This is a genomic window from Enterobacter sp. 04-C-12-SI-ECC (genome assembly GCF_047530715.1).
GTDB lineage: Bacteria > Pseudomonadota > Gammaproteobacteria > Enterobacterales > Enterobacteriaceae > Enterobacter > Enterobacter bugandensis.
In genome coordinates this window covers 58,166-76,594 of sequence record NZ_JBLKDI010000017.1, presented here as the reverse complement: position 1 = coordinate 76,594, position 18,429 = coordinate 58,166, and the positions used below count along the sequence as shown (strand labels likewise).

The 18,429-nt window shown below is 50.8% G+C and carries 17 protein-coding genes; 6 read left to right on the top strand and 11 right to left on the bottom strand.

The window, feature by feature from the left end:
• Window position 1: 1 nt before the first annotated feature.
• Both ACMWL8_RS19055 and ACMWL8_RS19050 read left to right on the top strand, forming a co-directional pair.
• Window positions 2-1,867 carry a hypothetical protein gene (locus tag ACMWL8_RS19055; RefSeq protein ID WP_023309083.1) on the top strand — a complete coding sequence of 622 codons (1,866 nt, stop codon included), beginning with the start codon at window positions 2-4 and terminating at the stop codon, window positions 1,865-1,867.
• A gap of 28 nt (window positions 1,868-1,895) precedes the next feature.
• Complete coding sequence (locus ACMWL8_RS19050; protein WP_023309082.1) at window positions 1,896-2,573, top strand: phage baseplate protein; 678 nt, start codon at window positions 1,896-1,898, stop codon at window positions 2,571-2,573.
• Window positions 2,574-2,593: 20 nt separating this feature from the next.
• Here the strand turns inward: ACMWL8_RS19050 and fabV are convergent, their stop codons facing one another.
• The 3 genes from fabV to ACMWL8_RS19035 all read right to left on the bottom strand — a co-directional run bounded on the left by fabV (window position 2,594) and on the right by ACMWL8_RS19035 (window position 6,624).
• A complete protein-coding gene (fabV, locus tag ACMWL8_RS19045; protein WP_023309081.1) occupies window positions 2,594-3,790 on the bottom strand; it encodes an enoyl-ACP reductase FabV in 1,197 nt (398 codons plus the stop codon).
• A gap of 135 nt (window positions 3,791-3,925) precedes the next feature.
• Window positions 3,926-5,107: a tyrosine-type recombinase/integrase gene (locus tag ACMWL8_RS19040; RefSeq protein ID WP_023309080.1), complete on the bottom strand. Its 1,182-nt coding sequence runs from the start codon at window positions 5,105-5,107 to the stop codon at window positions 3,926-3,928.
• A gap of 890 nt (window positions 5,108-5,997) precedes the next feature.
• Window positions 5,998-6,624 carry a uracil-DNA glycosylase gene (locus tag ACMWL8_RS19035; protein WP_082071013.1) on the bottom strand — a complete coding sequence of 209 codons (627 nt, stop codon included), beginning with the start codon at window positions 6,622-6,624 and terminating at the stop codon, window positions 5,998-6,000.
• Window positions 6,625-7,398: 774 nt separating this feature from the next.
• On the opposite strand from ACMWL8_RS19035, the gene ACMWL8_RS19030 reads away from it, so the two are divergent.
• Both ACMWL8_RS19030 and ACMWL8_RS19025 read left to right on the top strand, forming a co-directional pair.
• Entirely contained in the window at window positions 7,399-8,028 is a 630-nt protein-coding gene (locus tag ACMWL8_RS19030; protein WP_045260926.1) for a helix-turn-helix domain-containing protein, read from the top strand.
• Window positions 8,029-8,121: 93 nt separating this feature from the next.
• Complete coding sequence (locus ACMWL8_RS19025) at window positions 8,122-8,736, top strand: outer membrane beta-barrel protein (protein ID WP_045260925.1); 615 nt, start codon at window positions 8,122-8,124, stop codon at window positions 8,734-8,736.
• 59 nt (window positions 8,737-8,795) lie between these two features.
• On the opposite strand, the gene ACMWL8_RS19020 is transcribed toward ACMWL8_RS19025, so the two are convergent.
• The 6 genes from ACMWL8_RS19020 to ACMWL8_RS18995 form a co-directional block, all read right to left on the bottom strand.
• Window positions 8,796-9,191 carry a hypothetical protein gene (locus ACMWL8_RS19020; protein WP_045260924.1) on the bottom strand — a complete coding sequence of 132 codons (396 nt, stop codon included), beginning with the start codon at window positions 9,189-9,191 and terminating at the stop codon, window positions 8,796-8,798.
• A 174-nt stretch (window positions 9,192-9,365) separates the two neighbouring features.
• Complete coding sequence (locus ACMWL8_RS19015) at window positions 9,366-10,436, bottom strand: ABC transporter ATP-binding protein (RefSeq protein WP_028014309.1); 1,071 nt, start codon at window positions 10,434-10,436, stop codon at window positions 9,366-9,368.
• Window positions 10,429-12,198: an ABC transporter permease gene (locus ACMWL8_RS19010; protein ID WP_045260923.1), complete on the bottom strand. Its 1,770-nt coding sequence runs from the start codon at window positions 12,196-12,198 to the stop codon at window positions 10,429-10,431. The genes ACMWL8_RS19015 and ACMWL8_RS19010 overlap by 8 nt, the downstream gene beginning before the upstream one ends.
• Window positions 12,199-12,277: 79 nt before the next feature.
• Entirely contained in the window at window positions 12,278-13,366 is a 1,089-nt protein-coding gene (locus ACMWL8_RS19005; protein WP_045260922.1) for an ABC transporter substrate-binding protein, read from the bottom strand.
• A 168-nt stretch (window positions 13,367-13,534) separates the two neighbouring features.
• Entirely contained in the window at window positions 13,535-14,230 is a 696-nt protein-coding gene (locus ACMWL8_RS19000; protein WP_120266877.1) for a response regulator, read from the bottom strand.
• Window positions 14,214-15,854 carry a sensor histidine kinase gene (locus ACMWL8_RS18995; RefSeq protein ID WP_045260920.1) on the bottom strand — a complete coding sequence of 547 codons (1,641 nt, stop codon included), beginning with the start codon at window positions 15,852-15,854 and terminating at the stop codon, window positions 14,214-14,216. Before ACMWL8_RS18995 ends, ACMWL8_RS19000 begins: the two co-directional genes overlap by 17 nt.
• A 178-nt stretch (window positions 15,855-16,032) precedes the next feature.
• Here ACMWL8_RS18995 and yjdI point away from each other — a divergent pair, with 178 nt between their 5' ends.
• Window positions 16,033-16,263: a 4Fe-4S mono-cluster protein YjdI gene (gene yjdI / locus ACMWL8_RS18990; protein WP_041908367.1), complete on the top strand. Its 231-nt coding sequence runs from the start codon at window positions 16,033-16,035 to the stop codon at window positions 16,261-16,263.
• Between the two features lie 10 nt (window positions 16,264-16,273).
• Entirely contained in the window at window positions 16,274-16,546 is a 273-nt protein-coding gene (locus ACMWL8_RS18985) for a GNAT family N-acetyltransferase (RefSeq protein ID WP_045260919.1), read from the top strand.
• Window positions 16,547-16,582: 36 nt separating this feature from the next.
• On the opposite strand, the gene ACMWL8_RS18980 is transcribed toward ACMWL8_RS18985, so the two are convergent.
• Complete coding sequence (locus ACMWL8_RS18980; RefSeq protein WP_045260918.1) at window positions 16,583-17,812, bottom strand: amino acid permease; 1,230 nt, start codon at window positions 17,810-17,812, stop codon at window positions 16,583-16,585.
• Between the two features lie 119 nt (window positions 17,813-17,931).
• Window positions 17,932-18,393, bottom strand: a complete 462-nt coding sequence (locus ACMWL8_RS18975) for a multidrug/biocide efflux PACE transporter (protein WP_041908370.1) — start codon at window positions 18,391-18,393, stop codon at window positions 17,932-17,934.
• Window positions 18,394-18,429: the final 36 nt, after the last annotated feature.

The following is an 18,429-nucleotide window of genomic DNA, read 5'->3' as shown; positions in this document are numbered from 1 at the left end:
CATGCTTGAACTTCAGATCAGTAAAATTAATAACACGGTGACATTCAGCGTTGATCGTAATTCAATGAAGGAAGCTATGGACGCTTTCGATCAAATTCAGAAGAAAGCCAAAGGCATTAAAGACCCTACGTTGAACATGAAGAGATTCAGCCAGGGGCTTAAATCTGCTGAGAGAGAATTAGACAAGCTGAATAAGAAAGCCTCTAAGCCTCGTAGCAACGATGAACGAGAAAAGGCAAGGGCAGCTAAGGCGCAAGCCCGTGTAGAGGCTCAGGCAGCGAAAGAGGCCGCACGTTCGGCGGCTCGTCGTGAACGGGCTGAATTGCGGCTATTGGACACTGCCAGCAGCTTTAAGAGTATGCAACACCTTACCAATGTTGAGCTTACACAGGCCGCGCTTGCAGCGTCACGGATCACTAAAGCATATGCAGCAGGTACTATCTCACTACAACGCCAAAACAGCGAGATCAAACGCCTTCAGCAGAGCTACAGACGTATTAACGCAGAGCGTAGGGCAGCGGCAAAAGCGGGAGGGGCTAACGCTCTTGGTGGCGGTGGTAAGGCTACAGGGGCTATCTCTGGCTCTCTGATGGGTTTAGGCACTGGTGCGCTGGCTGGCGCTGGTATCGGTGCGGCGGCTTACGGTGCTTATTCATGGGGTAAAGACGCTGTAACCGCACAGGAAGAGCGCAGCGAGATTGTACAGCGCAGCAGATTGGGCGGGGTGGATTATAACGTGTTACAGGCGCTTTCGCAGTATGCCACGGCTAACGGGATCGACAGCGGGATGGGGCTGCAAGGGGAGAGGAAGCTGCTCGATAACGGAAAAGACATCTCAGAAAAGCTGGCAGACAGCTACACCAACAGCACCTTTGATAAGAAGTCTGGAAAATGGAAAGGCGGGAACGCCGCAGTAGATACAGCCCTGAACATGGGATTCACTAAAGACGATCTGAAATCCTACCAATCCAATGCGTTTGGCTTCGTTTCTGCCTATACCAACACCATGCAGGGCAAAGGCTATTCACAAGAGCAAATCCTTCATAACCTGGAAGACCTTGCAGACGATTTAGGCTTGTATCACAAGGCATTTTCTAATCAAGGAAAAGCGATCACTGATCAGGTGGACGTGCTCAAGCGTAACGGGCAGTGGCTGGATGAAGCCCAGCAGGATCAACTTGTGGCCTACCGTAAGTTTAACCAGGAGCTTAGCATTCTCTCCGATAGCCAGAAGCTGGCATTCTTCGAAGGATTTATGTCAGAGATTGACCCTGAAACCATGCGAGAGTTTAAGGAAGCTATGCAGGAGGCGTTACCCTTCTTTAAAGGTTTAGGAAAAGCGGCGGGTGATGTAGTGGACGGCTTAATGAAGCTAACCAACTGGATCACAGGCAAGCTGAATCTCCTTAACGGTGACAATACCTCTAAAGAGGCCGTTAGTCAGCATTACGGCACTACGTCAGCACCTGCACAGCCAGGAAGTAATCCTGTGGCTAACGCTTACGGAGCCAGCCAGCCTAAATCAGACGGCACACATGAGCCGAACATGTTCGATACATTCCATGATTGGTGGAACGGGACAAGCGACGCTAAAGACGTGAGCAGCTACGCGCAGAGCACAAACGGAGATTACTCTCCTGTTTCTATGTTGAAACAGAGTGCAGCAGCGCCAGCTAAGCCAGCCAGTACGCCGATCATGCAGCCTGTAGTGTTGCAGAATCAGCTACCGGAAGGGCTTATCCATCTAACTATTTCTCCTGATCCAACTTTTGGAAACATGCTTAATGCTACCGTTGATCAGCGTATCAATGATAACAATCAGCGTATGGTGCTGGCTGTTTCATCTGGACAAGGGGCGGGGGGCTAATGCCCCTCTTCGTAAGGAATAAAATAAAATGGCAACACCAGGAAGTTTAACAATCGGGGGCGATTCCTCCCGAATCAATTCAACTCAGAACAGTAATAACAGCAGCGCTACCCGTACCAAAGGTGAAAACGGATTCACCATTCTTGCATCGGTATATAACCCAGCCTCTGATAACTATATTCGTAACTATCAGGCGATAGTTTTTGATGCTGTAACAGATACGGGAGTTCGTAGACAGGCTGATATTACGAGCTATCCCGTTGAGAGCGGGGCTGAGGTGAGCGACCACATTCAGATTAAGAATAATACATTCAAAATGTCTGGAGTAATCACGGAAACTCCGATCAGACTTGAGGGAGATTTATTATACAGTGCTGGTGTTAATGGTACGCGAATATCACAAGCTATCACCTATCTCGATCAAATATTTGACAGTCGTCAGCCCATCACATTAGTGACAGAACATAAAGTGTACGAGAATGTTATTCTCTCCGGCATCTCCTACGATTATAAATCTGAATACGCAATGCAATTCGATCTTGAATTTGAACAGGTCAGGCTTGTCAGTAAAGCTACGGTTAATGTGATTGCAACTAAAACGCAGGGAAATAAATCTGTAGGCGGTACGGTGAAACAGAAAGTAGTGAACAATGCACCTAAGAAAACCGAGGGTGATACGGTTACTACGGAGTTTAAGAAAAAATAAGGGGCTTGCGCCCCCTTTTATTAGATTAATGTTTTCACATCAAAATCTATGTTTGTATCGGTATCGGCTTCATAGTTAACTTCTTCGAATCCGAACCCAAACAACTTCAGGAACTCTTCTTTATAAGCAATGTAATCTGTTAACTGCTCCAGATTTTCATCGGTAATGGTCGGCCAGATTTCGCGGCACGCCTGCTGCACATCTTCACGCAGTTCCAGATCGTCCATGCGGATTCGCTGCTCGTCATCAAGTTTGGCATTACCCCCATACAGGCTGGTAGTCATCAGACGATTAATTTGCTCGATGCAGCCTTCGTGTATCCCACGATCTTTCATGAGCTTGAACACGATAGAAATATAAAGCGGCATGACTGGAATAGCTGAAGACGCTTGGGTGACAACAGACTTTAACACCGCGACGTTTGCAGCACCGTTGAGAGGAGCCAGCTTGTTGCGTAACTCTTTTGCCACCCGATCCAGGTCTTCCTTCGCCTTACCGAGCGCACCGTGCCAGTAAATAGGCCAGGTCAAATCCGTGCCGATGTAGGAGTAAGCAACGGTCTTCACGCCATCAGCCAGAACGCCAGCGTTATTAAGCGCATCAATCCACAGTTCCCAGTCCTCGCCCCCCATCACGGTAACAGTGTTACGCACTTCTTCTTCGGTTGCCGGTTCGATACTGGCAGTAATGATCTGATCTTTGTTGGTATCAATGGCTTTAGAGGTATAAACCTCACCGATTGGCTTCAGCGCAGAGCGAACAATTTCGCCTGTTTTTGGCATCTTTCTTACCGGAGATGCAAGCGAATAAACCACTAAATCAATCTGACCCAGATCTTCTTTGATGAGGCTGATAACTTCGTCGCGGCACTCATCGGAGAACGCGTCGCCGTTGATGCTTTTCGAGTAAAGACCTTCACGTTTCGCTGCTTCATCAAAAGCCGCAGAGTTATACCAGCCCGCTGAGCCTGGCTTGGCATCCGTCCCCGGTTTTTCAAAGAAAACACCGACAGTGGAAGCACCGCCGCCAAATGCTACAGAAATTCTGGAAGCAAGCCCATAACCAGTGGAAGCACCGATCACCAGCACGCGCGCAGGGCCATCAGTGAGTTTTCCGTTTTTGCGGATGTACTCGATTTGTTTGTTTACGTTGACTTGGCAACCAACCGGATGTGTGGTGGTACAAATGAATCCACGAATCTTAGGTTTAATTATCATGTTGATTTTAATCCATTTTCAAAATTTCTTTAGCATACAATAATGATAACTTTTTTATGAAAAGTTGTAATGAATAATACACTTTCATTAACTAACTCTGGGAAGGATAATGGTCTTGTTGAAACGTTACTATAATTAGATTTCAGGGTAGTCCACCAATTCGACATACCCTGCTAACTCTTCCATGCTCGCCCCCTTTGAATAGGTACGGAATGCTTCGGTTTTCGCTTTCTGTTCAGTGTGTCCGGTGATGGCCCCGATCCTTGTTTCGCTAACCCCTGCACGGTCTAAGCAGGTGATGAACATCCCGCGCAAGCTGTGGAAGCATTGACGATCTGTAGCGGTAGGCAATACTCGGCGGCGTAACCTGGTGAACGCTTGGGAGTAGAACGGGCCTTTCTTACCGTCAGCACGGTTAATCTTGTTAGCCTGTGGGAACAGGTACTCGCCGTAACTATGGCTCAGGTATTCATCGACAATCGCAGATAGCCTGGAATGAATAGGGACGTACCGTACCCCCGCCTTGGTCTTTGACTTCGAGATGTAGAAACAGCGTACACCTTCCATCGTTTGAATCTCTGATTTCTTAAGGCTTGCCAGTTCATCAAGGCGGCATCCTGAAAAAAGCCCCATGATTATGATATTCCTGATCTCCGGCTCTGCTGCATCCAGTAGCTTTTGCATATGATGAGCTTCAAATGGTTCATAGCTTACAATGCTGGCTCGTGCTTCGAGGTTGTGACCGTGAAACGGGTTATCTGGTGCTATGTCGTCGTAACCTCTCCGTGCATACTCGTACAGACTTCCCAGGCACGTCAGCCAGTTCTGCACGGTTTGGGGGGCTTTCTTGTCCTGCTGATTGATAAACATCGCCACTTGTGACCGTCTGATCTCCGTGACCTGAATGTCTGCACGGTCAAGCGAAGTGAGAAATACCTCTACGGCGCGAGCAGATTTAGCCAGCGTCGAGAATGAGCGCTTATCACTGTATCTGTCAGCGTATTGATCACGTATGGCGGTTAATGTTGGCACGGTCTGGAGTGGGGCGCGTAGCGTGGTTTGCTTATGTAATCCGGCTATGGCGTTTTGAATGCGCCGTTCCTCCGTGTTTGGGGAATACTGTTCCTTGAGTGTCTTCCACTCGATGAGCATGTGATTACGGAAGTGTTTAGCGGCGGCAAGATCTTTAGTTCCCGTTGATTTCCGGTATAGACGTTTCCCGCCGAAGATGTGGCGCATGTACGCCGGAATGAAGATCTGAAACATCCAGACCCCTTCCGCAGTTGGATATAGATAAGATTGACCCTTGATAGACATGAGAATGATCCTCTACAATCTCCGCTATCAACTACCAATGTTGAGATCTTTCGCGGTTCTTGGGGGGTTCTGTTCGATTCCCTTCGCCCGCTCCAGATCTCCTGATAAAGCAATAAGTTATAACTTATCAGTTAGTTACGTAGCCCTGCTTTAGCAGGTACAACTTAAACTACCCATTGTTCTACGCCCGTACCTGTCGCATGATTGGTCTGTGGTACAAGGGAGCATATCTTCACGCTGGCGGTGGTTCCTGGTTCTTAACGCGACAGCACAACAACGAACAAAAAGCCGCATACCTGGCATAACTCCCGAACAGATTGATCATACGCATTTAAGCCCGATGTGTGGCCCTATGAGCCACGTGAACAGGTGAATAGTAATGCCCCGGTAGCTACAGATCCGGCTCTGCCAGCGCTTCGCTCACGCTCCGAAAGGTACACGAGCACCCTGATAAGGTGTGATCCCTCTGAACACTGATGTTTTCGCCTAACGGCTCCGCTTGACTCCTTACCACTAACGGGGCTTTATGGTTGCTATTGTCTGAAGTCTAAGCTATTCAATGGGTTTGGTATCCAGTGCTTGTTATGCCAAACTTTTATTGTGGTATGTATTTTGTGTCACCTTGATGGAAGGTGGTTTTTCAAGGTATGTTGCCAGCCTTCACTCGTTTTGTTTTTTTGCTTTTTTTTACTTTCTGTTTAATCTCCTTTAGTAAAGGTTCTGTATGTAGCTTGGAAAGTTCGCTGAAGATCCTGTCCTTCAGTGAAGCAGAAATTTGTGTCATTTGATAATTTCTTCCAGCCAGTGTCACATAGTTCTTATATACTCGGCACACAGCCCCATTGAACATGAATTCAATTATTGGCATATTTTCCTCTACGTTATTTCTGTTAAAAATCTTTGTTTGAAATTGCATCTTTCCACGCTGCGGGGATTTGCTCCCATCTCTGACGATACCGAGCTTTGACAAGTGGTGAGGGATGGTCTGATTCTGAAACATCATAACCACGAGCCTTTAGTCCTTTTTTCGCTTTCTGGGCCTGTTTCCCTACCAAAATTATGGTTTTCAGGTTGGGTAGTAATGGTAGTAGCTCATCTAGAATTTCAATGCCTTTACGGACATGTAGAGCCTGGTATGCTCTTGAGTTATCCCAAGCAGGAATGGTATTCCAAAGCAGCGTTCGTTTTCTATCCAAGCCTATACTTTGCATAAAGCAAAAAATTGCTTTGGCCGTGTCATCGTTATTATCACGTGAAATAAAACCAGAACCACCGTTTCTAAAGTCAGTTTGGGGGCCTGGTTTCTCGAAAAGGAAAATAAATTCGGCATTGATCCCACCATCTAAAGGATCAAAGTCAGGGATGAATACATTGTCACCAAGTCTTTCACGTAGGCTTTCGACATACGCTGTTAACGGCTGTATATGAGGAGCTGTGAGTAGGCTCTGTCTGTGGCATATGTTTGATTCATATTTGAGTGATTTTGGTTCCGTTGGAAGAACTGACTCCACAAACATTTTCAACCCCCATGGATACTTCGACTCTTTCTTGAGTCAGTTTACATCTTCCTGCTTAAAATATCCCCGGTTCTATTGGTGATCTGTTGAGTGGAACAATTAGCACCATAATAATTTCACGGGATCTCTGGCGAATATCATAGCGCTGCCAGTGAGTTACACAGGTTTGCTTGTGTTGCAATTTGCCTCGCAATTTTACAACAGGCGAAACACTGTCTTCCTGTAGTAAAAAGCCTTAATTTAAGGTAATACAGTATTGTAGTTTAATATATTATGGCATTTTATAACATCATGGAAAGGGGGATAAGATGGCGAACATAGGTTTCATCAGGGTAACAGCCTGATAAATTAATTTATGCGTAATATACTTTACTCATATTAATTACCGGAATGTATGGACTCGAATGAGAATGGTCAGAATTTATATACAATGCGAAACCCGGAACGGCCTATTTCCTTTTTAAGTTTCGTAATTATTTAGAAATAATAAGTGTTTATTGCTGTGTTAAGAATAATCATTAATGAAATGATGCGTAAAAAGGCAAGGTTATTCAGGTTTTAATGGTCTTTTCTCCGTGGTTTTTCATGGGTTTTAAAGCAAGCACCAATAAATATCAGTTATATATCACTAATGTTCTGAGGGGAAATCCAAAAATAAACAAAATTTCTTTTTACTCATCCTTTTCCATCTGATATCACTTCTCCCTCATACTTGTCTGAGCCATGACCGCTGTAGTCTATAATGGCTATTACCCAACGCTAAAAGGTGGTGTCATGAATATTTTACCTCCCGTTCGGCCTGAACAATCTATTGAACGTCTTACTGCCATCCTTGAGCCGATCGCGGAAAAAGTGAAGCTCGTGCCGCGTAAACGGATCACCTGGAAACACAAAGGCCACCAGCAAATGTATCTTTTTCAGGAGGGTGAGCTTTCTTTGCTGCGGGCATCTGATGGTCTGCTCCTGGTGACCGTTTTTGAGCCTCATCTGTTCGGCATTGCCGAGATGATTCAGCCGACACAGGGGCATATTTTACGTGCAGAAAGAGAGTCTATCATTTTACGTGCTGATGCAGATGAAGCAGCTACGCTATTTCGTCAACAGGGCGTCTGGGAAGATGTTGCGGCCTTGCTGTCGTATCATACGGCGTATCTCATTTATCGTGATGCGCAGGTCGTGCAGCAACGTACCTATTCCGTGATTCGCAGTTATTTGCAGGAAATGGTATTATTGCCCGAAGAGGCGCGTATGCGAATCAGCATTCTGGAATATATTCAGGATCGTACGCTTCTTTCACGCAGCAGTATTCTCAACGTATTATCAGCCCTTAAGCAAGGTCAATATATCGCATTTAAGCGCGGCGGGTATTTAATGGAATTGGGAGATTTACCGGAGTCGTTCTAAATTTAAAATTAAACAGAAAAGTATTTCACGTTGTTCTCGTTTGTCGATATCGTTTGCTCACTGAAACTATTCAACGGAGTAAACGGGATTTGTATGAAGAAGACACTTTTTGCATTAATTATTGCTAACGCATTCACTGCCACAACTGCATTTGCAGCTGCGGATACAGGTACATGGTACAGCGGGGCTAAATTCGGCTGGTCACACTATTTTGACGCCAGCACCGGTTCAAAAGCGAGCGATAATAACAGTGGCTCCAGCCAGTATAATATCGATCATAATAACGTCGGTGGCGGGGTTTACGCTGGCTATCAGATGACACCCTGGCTGGCAGTAGAAGGTGGTTACGATTATTTAGGAAATATGCAGATTAAAGGCAATCATAGTGCGGGCGCACAAATGAAAAGCCAGGGGCTGCAGATGTCCTTAAAAGCCAGCTATGCCGTGACCGACAGCTGGGATATCTATGGGCGCGCCGGTGCGATGGCATATCGGGCAGAATCTGATGTAAGTGGTCACAATCGTTTCGATACAGGCGTTCGCCCGCTTGCCGCGGTGGGGACGGAGTATGCGTTCAACAAAAATTTGGCTGGTCGCCTCGAATATCAATGGGTAAGCAATGTGGGTAATGCCAACCAGATTGGCGTCAGCAGCGACGTAAGCTCCGTAACAGCAGGCCTGACATGGCGATTTGGACAGCACGATTGATCGTTGTTAGCCTCTCAATGATAAAAGCCCGACTGCTTAGCAGTTGGGCTTTTTGGTATTTAAGTAACTAAAGGATCAAGAGCAAGTTTAATCTTTTGCAGGCCGGTAACGTTTTTGTCTTTCAGGTATTGCTGATTAATCATTTCAAGCTGTTCTAGTTTTGTCAGCGAGGCGTAGACCGGCTGAACGGGGCTATCTTCGGTAAAAATATCCTTCGCGGTAGCGTGCTGTAAATACTCTGATTTCAGTTGTGCCGATAATCTGTCTATCTGTACTTTATTCTCCTGATAAAGCGCTGCAATATGCGAGGCCGGAATGGAAGGCGGTTTATCTCCCGGTAGAACTAGCGGAACCTGCAGATGATGTATCTGTTCAACCTTATCCGGATGAGATGCGCTGCAGGCGGTAACTAAATTGAGGCTGAACAGCGCCAGTAATAATGACCGTGTCTTCATTGGACAACTCAGGGTTAATAAGCGGAACGGACATTATCGTAAACAACAGGAAGATCTTCAGAGTAAACTTGTTTAATTTTAAATAACTTAGCGGGTATGTTTAACAACGGCGTAGACATAAACGGTTGTTCACGCTGTTAAAGTAAAACAGGCTGCAGTACGCAGCCTTTTTTATCAGTTTTTCGGGAACACCCAAACATGCTTCTCCGGCAGCGAAAGATGGCAGTGCTGCGGATCCCGAACCTCATGCCCGTACGCGCGAATGACAAAATCATCTCCCGGCGTGCGGAACAGGTACTCCCAGCGGTCGCCAAGATACATGCTGGTGAGCAGCGGCAGCTCAAGCTGATTTTCCCCTGGCCCCTCAACCACCGCCACGCGTTCGACCCGGATCACCGCCGTGGCGTCATTACCGCTCTGTACCCCTTCACCGGCCTGGCCCCACAGCACCCAGCCTTTCCCTTCGATACGCGCTCTGCCGTCGCGCACTTCGGTGACCTTGCCGTGCAGGCGGTTGTTGCTGCCCATAAACTCTGCGGTAAACAGCGTTTTCGGCGAGCCGTACATCTCCTGCGGCGTGCCCTGTTGCTCAATTTTGCCGTTGTTAAGCAGCAGGATGCGGTCGGATATGGACATCGCTTCGTTCTGGTCGTGCGTCACCATCAGCGCGGATAACCCGAGTTTGATAATCAGCTCGCGCAGGAACACGCGGGCCTCTTCGCGCAGCTTGGCGTCGAGGTTGGAAAGCGGCTCGTCCAGCAAAATCACCGGTGGGTTGTACACCAGCGCCCGGCCAATCGCCACGCGCTGCTGTTGCCCGCCGGAGAGCTGGTGCGGGTGACGTTTGCCAAGATGGCCCAGACCCAGTTGGTCCAGCACGTCCTGTACGCGCTGCTGGATCTCTTTGGCCGGAACTTTACGCAGCTTGAGCGGATAGGCCACGTTCTCAAACACGGTTTTGTGCGGCCATAGGGCATAGGACTGGAACACCAGCCCCAGGTTACGCTCTTCTGCCGGGATCTCACTGCGCGGCGTGCCGTCGTAAACTTTATTGTTGCCAATGACAATCGACCCCTGCGTCGGTTTTTCCAGACCCGCGACGGCACGCAGCAGGGTGGTTTTACCACTGCCGGAGGGGCCTAACAAGGAGACCACTTCGCCGCGCTTCAGGTTCATGGAGACACCTTTTAAAACAGGATTGTCGCCGTAGGTTAAGTGCAGATCGTCAACCGCTAATTCAATCATGTATTTTCACTCCGAAACGAAGGGCAATGCCCAGACCTACCACGACCAGCAGGATGTTAATGAAAGAGAGCGCCGCCACGATATCAATGGCACCCGCGGCCCAGAGGGAAACCAGCATTGAACCGATGGTCTCCGTGCCGGGGGAAAGCAGATACACACCCGTTGAGTATTCGCGCTCAAAGATCAGAAACATCAGCAGCCACGAACCAATAAGACCGTAGCGGGAGAGGGGAATGGTCACATGACGGGTGATCTGCCCGCGCGTCGCCCCGGTGCTGCGCGCGGCTTCTTCAAGCTCTGGCCCCACCTGCAGCAGCGTGGAAGAGATAAGCCTCAGCCCGTAAGCCATCCACACCACGGTATAGGCCAGCCAGACGCTGAAAATGGTGCTGCGCAGCGAACGCAGCCAGACGATGACGTTCTCGCGCATCCAGTCGGTCCAGGCGAACCCGGAAAGCCAGCCGGATTTCAGCGAGTTGTCCAGCCACATCGGCAGGAACAGGAACACCCACAGGAACGCCAGACCGGCAAGCAGGCCAGGCACGGCGCGCGGCACCAGCACGCTGTAGTCCAGGAAGCGCGTGGTGTTATCCGGTTTGCGGTGCATCGCAATCCCGACGAACAGGTAGCACGCCACGGCCAGCGCGCCGCCAATCACCCCAATTGCCATGGAGTTGACGATGGCGCGCAGCAGGTTGGGCTGTGCCCAGATGGTGCGGAAAGTGCTCAGCGAAAGCTCATCCCACAGCGAAACGCCCACACCCCAGTTGGAGATAAACGCGCGCAGCACCACGCCGAGCAGCGGCACGCCGATGGTGACGGTGAGCCAGAAGGCAACCACCGCCCCGGCAACCCAGCGCCATTTGCCCAGCGGTAACGCGCGAGCCTGTGAGGCTTTCCCTTTCATCGTGACGAAGCGGTTGGCGGTGCGCATCAGACGACGCTGGAGCATCACCAGCGGGATGGTGATGCAGATCAGCACCACGGCAACCGCCGCCATCAGGTGATATGACGGTGTGCCGAGCTTGTTCGTCAGTTGGTACAGGTAGGTTGCCAGCACCATATTGCCTTCCGGATCGCCGAGCACCAGCATCAGGCCAAATACTTCCAGCCCGAGGAAGAACAGCAGCACGATGGCGTACAGGATCGACGGGCGCACCATCGGCAGGCTGACGGAGGTCATCACCTGCAGCGGAGAGGCACCCGCAATGCGCGCGGCTTCTTCCACATCAGAGCCGACGCTGCGCAGCGCGGATGAAATATAGAGATAGGCATGCGGCACGTGCGTCAGGCCAGCAATGACCACGATGCTCGACATATCGTAAATGTTCCACGGCACAAAGCCGATCAGCGCCTGCGCCCACAGGGACAGAAAGCCCACGGGACCGGCAGCCACCACATAGCCAAAGCCGAGCACCATCGGCGATACGAAAATGGGGACCAGGATCAGCGGTTCAATCAGGCGGCGGCCGGGCAGGTCGGTGCGAACCATCAGAAACGCCAGTACGCCACCCAGCGGAATGGCGATAATGACCAGCCCGAAGGCGAGAATAAAGCCGCTTCTCAGGGCCTTATAGAAATCAGGGTCGGTGAAGATAAAGCCAAATGATTCAAGGCTCCACTCTTTTGCCGGAGAAAAGAACGGAGCGGACAGGAAGCTCTGTATCACGATAAATGACAGCGGCGTGTAGATAACCAGAGCGGTTATCAGCACGACGATGCCGCGCGGCAGGCTTTGCCACTTTCTGCGTAATGTATTCATGGGGTATCCCTGGTGTTGCAGCCCAATAAAACGAACTCAGTCGACAGGGAGCGCGACGGCGTGCGCCGCGCCCGAACGCTTATTTGGCGGCGGCTGCACGCCACTCTTTGATGTACTCCAGGCGTTTTTTCGGCTGCAGGTACTCCAGCAGCGTTTCGTCAACCGGGATCGGCTTCAGCGCGTTACCGAGGATTTTGGTCAGGCCGTCAATATCATTTTTGCCTTCGATATCGTTACGGATGGAGGGAATATCCGCCTGACTGGCCAGAATGCTTTGCCCTTTTTCAGACAGCACATAGTCCAGCCACAGTTTTGCCGCATTGCTGTTTTGCGCCTGCTGGCTGATGAACGACACGCGCGAGAGCACCAGCGTGTAATCTTTCGGGTACGAAATGCCGAGAGAAGGATCGTTCTTCGCACGGGCTTCAGCATAGGATCCGAGGATGTTAAAGCCGATCAGGTTTTCACCGGAGGAAACCCTCTCCATCATGGTGCCCGTTGATGACTGCACCGCTAAGCCGCCTTTGGCGACGTCGGCCAGGGTTTTAAAGTAGTTTGGATCGGCCTTGTGATCCTGCACGGAAAGCATAAAGCCAAGACCCGATTTTTCGATGTCGTAGGTGGTGACTTTGCTCTTGAATTTGTCCGTCTGGCTGGCAATCAGCTTCGCCAGCGCAGCGTGAGAATCCGGCACGTCGCCAGCCGGGATCAGGCGCTTGTTGTAGATAAAGGCCACTGGCTCATAGGTGGTGCCGTATGCCTTATCTTTCCAGACTGCCCATTTCGGCAGCTGACTTTGCTCCGGCGATTTGTACTCCATGGCGTAGTCGGTGGCGAGTTTCAGCCCGGTGTCCATTGAGGAGCTCCAGACCACGTCGCCGCTACCGCCACCGGAGGCCTGTTCGCTGATAAAACGGTTGTACAGCTCGGTGCTGTTCATGTCGTTGTATTCAACTTTGATGCCCGGGTAGGTTTTTTCGAAGCCCGCAATCAGCGGCCCGGCGGCTTTGGTGTCGGTGGTGGAGTAAATCACCACCTTGCCCTCTTTGGTGGCGGCATCGACAACTTTTTGATACTCAGCAGGATAGCCCTGCGGCAGGGCAGAGAGTGCAGAAGCAGAGAACAGGACGGTAGCGGTAAGCAGAGAAATTCGGAACGTGTTCGACATTATAGTTAACCTTTTAGTTACATTTGAGGAACTAATTGTCAACATAGCGTAAAGCGCGCCTCCGACAATAGGGAGGCGCGGGCAATGATTCCGAAGTGTGACTGTCACCATCGTTTCAGCAATTAACACCATAAAATCCGCGAACGTTTGCCTGCGAACGGTTTCGGATTACGGTTTATCGTCGGCTTTGCGGTATAGCCGCCGTGGATGACCAATATTGCCATACAGCATTTCGACGATGATTAACCCGCTCTCCACGCAGTATTCCAGGTAGCGACGCCCCGTGGTTTTGCTGATCCCCACGTTATCCACTACCTCTTCAACCGACATCGCGCTGTCGGGATGTTCGGCGAACAGGCGTTTAATCCTTTCCAGCGTTTGGGGTTCAATGCCCTTCGTCGACGGCGTAATGGAGGCTTCCGCGGCAGGCAGATTAAACAGACGATCCAGCGCGTGCTGGTCGACCACTTTCACCTGCTGCACGGTGTGGACGAAGCGCATAAACCGCTCCAGCGAGGCGTGCAGGCGCTGGAAAAAGACGGGCTTGATCAGGTAGTCAAACGCGCCGCTGCGCATGGCATGGCTGCAGGTCTGCATATCGCTGGCGGCGGTGATGAAGATCACCGAGCATTCATAGCTTTTCAGCAGCGGGTTATCGATGAGCTCCACGCCTTTACCGTCCGGGAGATAGTTGTCCAGCAGGATAAGCCGCGGCTGATGCTGACGAATCAGGCTGCATGCCTGCTCAATCGACGCGGCGATGCCCACCACGCGCAAATGAAAATTCTGCTCGATATACTCGCGATGCAGTTCCGCCAGGTGCGGTTCATCTTCAACGATCACAACGTCAAGTGGTCGGGTCATGCTGTTGTCCATTGGGAATAAACACAGAAAAAATGGTGCCCTGCGGCGTGTTGTCGGCGATCTCTATGCTGCCGCCCGCTTTCCTGATATAGCCTGCCACCAGAAACAGGCCAATACCGTGCTCGGTACCCACAATGTCGTTTTCACTTTCCGGTTTGCTGCTGAACCCCTGGCGGAAAATGTGTGGCTTCACCGCCTCATCCACACCGCAGCCTCTGTCTGCCACCTCTATCAACAACTCCTGGTTGCGGTCAGAAATGTAGAGGTCCACCGGCGCGGGGGCCGGTGCCTTAAGGGTCGCGTCCACCGCGTTATCCAGCAGATTACCAATAATGGACATCAGCTCCGTTTCGTTGAGCGTGGCGGGCATGCGGGTGAGCTGACAGGCGGGATCAAACAGCAGTTCAACGCCTTTTTCGCGCGCGCTGACGTATTTTCCTAACAGCAGCCCGCACAGGGCCGGAGAGACAAAATGGGCGGAGACAAAATCCAGCACGCGCTGCGCGCCTTCTGACTGCACCTGGATGTAACGGATCGCCTCGTCATAGTGTTTCATCTGCAGCAAGCCCACCAGCGTCGCGGTCCAGTTCAGCTGCTCGTGGCGCATAATGCGCAGGTTGTCCGCATAGCGCTTGATCTGGCTAAGCTGGCTGCTGAGGGTGTTAATATCGTTTTTGTCGCGAAAGCTGTACACCCAGCCGCTTTCAACGCCCGGTTCGACCTCAATCGCCACGCGGTTAACGATCACCTCTCGCTGGTTAAGCACTGCGATCTGGTCGTGGCGGCCAGCGCTTACCGAGGCGTAGCGCTGGGATAAAAAGCCCGGCGACGTCTGCAGAACGTCTTCCAGCGGTTTGCCGATAAGTTCTTTCTCACTTTGATGAATATCCAGCATCTCCCTGGCTGCCCGGTTAATTAAAATCAGCTGCTTCTCTTCATTGACGGCAAATACCCCCTCATACATCGCTTCTAATAGCGCGCGTTGCTGCAAAACCAGCTGGGCGATATCTTTCGGCTCAAGGCGGAACATCTGCTTTTTAAGATTGCGGGTAAACAGCCAGGAGAAAATAAACAGCAACAGCAGAAGGGCAATACCGTACAGTCCAGCCTGCCAGAGAATGCGGACGTTAATATTGGCGATATACGAGGTCAGATAGCCGACCGAGACGATGCCAATTACCTGATGCTGCGCATTAAAGATTGGCGCTTTGCTGCGCAGCGACACCCCAATCCCACCCTGACGCACGGAAATAATGGTTTTGCCTTTTAACACCTCCGCATTATCCCCTCCAATCATCGGTAAATTAATGCGCTCCGGTGATTCCGAATGATAAAGGTGCTGTTCCCCGGTATCGCCAATCACAATATAGCTGGCATCGCTTTCGGCACGCAGCGGCTGTATTAAGCGGGCGATACCGGGGATATCTCTGGCTGCCACCATTTCCGCCAGACCCGGTATCAGGGCGATTTCACTGGCCTGAACCCGGGCGCGCTGGCCCAAATCGTGGTGTAGCTGTCGGTCAATAAAATGAAACAGGATCGTTCCCAGCAGAACTAACAGCAGGCAGGAGAAGCACACCAGCGCTAAAAACAGCTTTACCTGAAAAGAGAGTCTGCGTTTCATTCAACCTGTGCTAGCCCTATGAAAGTGAGAGATTTGCGGAGCCTGACATGTGCCAATAGCGGACGCAATCTGGCGAGAAAAGAGTTGTGACCTGGCTTTTCGTTTTCGGCGTTATAGCCATCAGGATCCCGTAAGGCTATGCTTCATTCAGCAAGATAATAATTACAGAGGCAATGTCATGGATAAAGAACTACTGGATGAGGGTTACCGGGCCTATACCGGCGAGAAAATTGACGTTTACTTTAATACCGGGATCTGCAAACACTCAGGTAACTGCGTGCGTGGGAGCGCAAAGCTGTTTAATCTGAAACGTAAGCCGTGGATCATTCCCGATGAAGTGGACGTTGAAACGGTTGTACGCGTGATTGATACCTGCCCGAGCGGTGCGCTGAAGTATCGCCAAAAATAAGCGAGGAACCATGGATATTCTGGAAGGCCATAACAAGTTTTACGTGAATGATGCAGACGGCAATCAGGTCGCAGAGATTGTCTTCGTGCCGACCGGCGAGCACCTGAGCATTATCGAGCACACTGATGTGGATGAGAGCCTGAAAGGGCAGGGCGTCGGTAAACAGCTGGTGGCGAAAGTGGTGGAGAAGATGCGCGGTGAGAACCGCAAAATTATTCCGTTGTGCCCGTTTGCGAAGCATGAGTTTGATAAGACGCGGGAATATGACGATATTCGGGCCTAAATAACGCGCCCGGCAGCACGCCGGGCACGAGTACGTCTAGCCAACAAACATCACCGACACGCACAGCACGCCGACGACCAGCGTCAGCAGGCTGCCAATTGAGCGGTACGGTTTCAGGGAAGGGATCAGATACGTCGACAGCGTCGGCATGATAAACAGGATCATGGCGATAAGCGGGCCGCTGATAGCGTAAATCATCGAGATGGCGTTCGGGTTAATGCAGCAGACCGCAAAGGTGATTAACGACACTCCCATAATGGAAATCGCGCGGTTAAAGGCGCGGCTCTTTTTAATCCCCACTTGATTTAGCGACGACTTCACGATCTCCGTCGCCCCTTCAATCACCCCAAAATAGGTGCCGAGGAACGATTTCGACATCGCTACGATCGCCACGATAATCCCGGAAATGCCGAGCCAGGCTGGGGAAGACGGCATCATCGACAGCGCTGACAGAATCGTCACCCCCTGCTCTTTGGCGGCCATAATATAGGACGGTGGGATAGAGAGCAGGCAACTGAAGACAAAGAACAGCACGCTCAGGCAGATAATCAGGTACGCCACCTTCATGATCTTCTTGCATTTATCCATGGCACCGTCGGCAAACTTCTCGCGACGGTCAACGGCAAACGTTGAGATAATCGGGGTATGGCTAAAGGCAAACACCATCACCGGAATTGAAATCCATACCTGATGCAGCGTTTGGCGATCGAAGGCCATCTGGCTGGTGAGCAACGAGGGCTGCCAGCCTCCGGTGAGATAGATCGAGACAAACAGGAAATAGGCAATCAGCGGAAACACAAGGAAACCCATCACTTTTATCGTGATATGCCGTCCCATCAGGAAAATCAGATTCAATACCAGCACCACCCCCAGGCTGACCAGCACGCGAACGGTGGTGTCCACCGTCAGGTGTTTTGCCAGCTGCTCGGTTAACGAGTTGGTAATGGCCACCGCATAAATCTGCACCACCACAAAAAAGGCGATGAAATAGAGCGTGGTGATCAGATTGCCAATCTTCTTACCATAGTAGTGGGAGACGGCGCCGGTGATCCCTTCATTACCTTTTGTGTTTGACGAGAGAATAAATTGCGCCAGCGCCCGGTGCGGCCAGTAGGTTAACGGATAGGCCACGAGGGCGGTGATAAACAGGACAATAGCGCCTGCGGAGCCCAGCTGAATGGGCAAGAACAGCGTTCCTGCGCCCACGGCCGTGCCATAGAGAGCGAAACTCCAGAGAGTCTCATCTTTTGACCAAATTTTCGACATTAGAGCAACGTTTCAACTAACAAACCATCAGAATGGCGTGCAATTTACCATAGTTATGCCTGAAGAGCGCAGTTGCTTCGACGGAGTTTGGCCGGAACAGGCGTCCGGCCCGCGGGGGTTTAGCCTGCCAGAGCGCGTCGTTGCTGGCGACGCTTAAGGAATTTCTCACGCAGGTTATCGTATGCCCAGTTATAGAACATGGTGTATGGCAGGAAGAACAGGAAGAAACCAATTTCTAACGTGAATGCCTCAAGCAGGGTCACGCCCAGCACGGCGGCGACAATCGACACGCCGATTACAATAAACCCGCATTCGAACCCCAGGGCGTGCAGCGCGCGCACTTTTGCCGTACGTTTTACGCGCTGGACAGGCCAGAAACGGTCGAAGCCGAAGTTATAGATAATGTTCCAGAGCATGGCGGTGGTAGCCAGGATAATGGTTAACCCACCCATCTCCACCACCGAGCGCTGCATCAGCCATGCCGCCGTGGGTGCGAGAATTGCCGTGGCAATCCCTTCGAAACAGACAGCATGAAAGATCCGCTCCGGCAGCTTACGTTGGAGTGCATCCTGATGTTGCATAGTGTAGACCTCATTTATTCACCGGTATGGGCGTTG

Coding starts and splice junctions, on each gene's coding strand:
- ACMWL8_RS19000 (WP_120266877.1), bottom strand. CDS start 14,230: ATGACCCGACCACTTGACGTTGTGATCGTTGAAGATGAACCGCACCTG.
- ACMWL8_RS18985 (WP_045260919.1), top strand. CDS start 16,274: ATGGATATTCTGGAAGGCCATAACAAGTTTTACGTGAATGATGCAGAC.
- ACMWL8_RS18995 (WP_045260920.1), bottom strand. CDS start 15,854: ATGAAACGCAGACTCTCTTTTCAGGTAAAGCTGTTTTTAGCGCTGGTG.
- ACMWL8_RS19005 (WP_045260922.1), bottom strand. CDS start 13,366: ATGTCGAACACGTTCCGAATTTCTCTGCTTACCGCTACCGTCCTGTTC.
- ACMWL8_RS19010 (WP_045260923.1), bottom strand. CDS start 12,198: ATGAATACATTACGCAGAAAGTGGCAAAGCCTGCCGCGCGGCATCGTC.
- ACMWL8_RS18980 (WP_045260918.1), bottom strand. CDS start 17,812: ATGTCGAAAATTTGGTCAAAAGATGAGACTCTCTGGAGTTTCGCTCTC.
- ACMWL8_RS19035 (WP_082071013.1), bottom strand. CDS start 6,624: ATGTTTGTGGAGTCAGTTCTTCCAACGGAACCAAAATCACTCAAATAT.
- fabV (WP_023309081.1), bottom strand. CDS start 3,790: ATGATAATTAAACCTAAGATTCGTGGATTCATTTGTACCACCACACAT.
- yjdI (WP_041908367.1), top strand. CDS start 16,033: ATGGATAAAGAACTACTGGATGAGGGTTACCGGGCCTATACCGGCGAG.
- ACMWL8_RS19050 (WP_023309082.1), top strand. CDS start 1,896: ATGGCAACACCAGGAAGTTTAACAATCGGGGGCGATTCCTCCCGAATC.
- ACMWL8_RS19040 (WP_023309080.1), bottom strand. CDS start 5,107: ATGTCTATCAAGGGTCAATCTTATCTATATCCAACTGCGGAAGGGGTC.
- ACMWL8_RS19015 (WP_028014309.1), bottom strand. CDS start 10,436: ATGATTGAATTAGCGGTTGACGATCTGCACTTAACCTACGGCGACAAT.
- ACMWL8_RS19025 (WP_045260925.1), top strand. CDS start 8,122: ATGAAGAAGACACTTTTTGCATTAATTATTGCTAACGCATTCACTGCC.
- ACMWL8_RS19030 (WP_045260926.1), top strand. CDS start 7,399: ATGAATATTTTACCTCCCGTTCGGCCTGAACAATCTATTGAACGTCTT.
- ACMWL8_RS18975 (WP_041908370.1), bottom strand. CDS start 18,393: ATGCAACATCAGGATGCACTCCAACGTAAGCTGCCGGAGCGGATCTTT.
- ACMWL8_RS19055 (WP_023309083.1), top strand. CDS start 2: ATGCTTGAACTTCAGATCAGTAAAATTAATAACACGGTGACATTCAGC.
- ACMWL8_RS19020 (WP_045260924.1), bottom strand. CDS start 9,191: ATGAAGACACGGTCATTATTACTGGCGCTGTTCAGCCTCAATTTAGTT.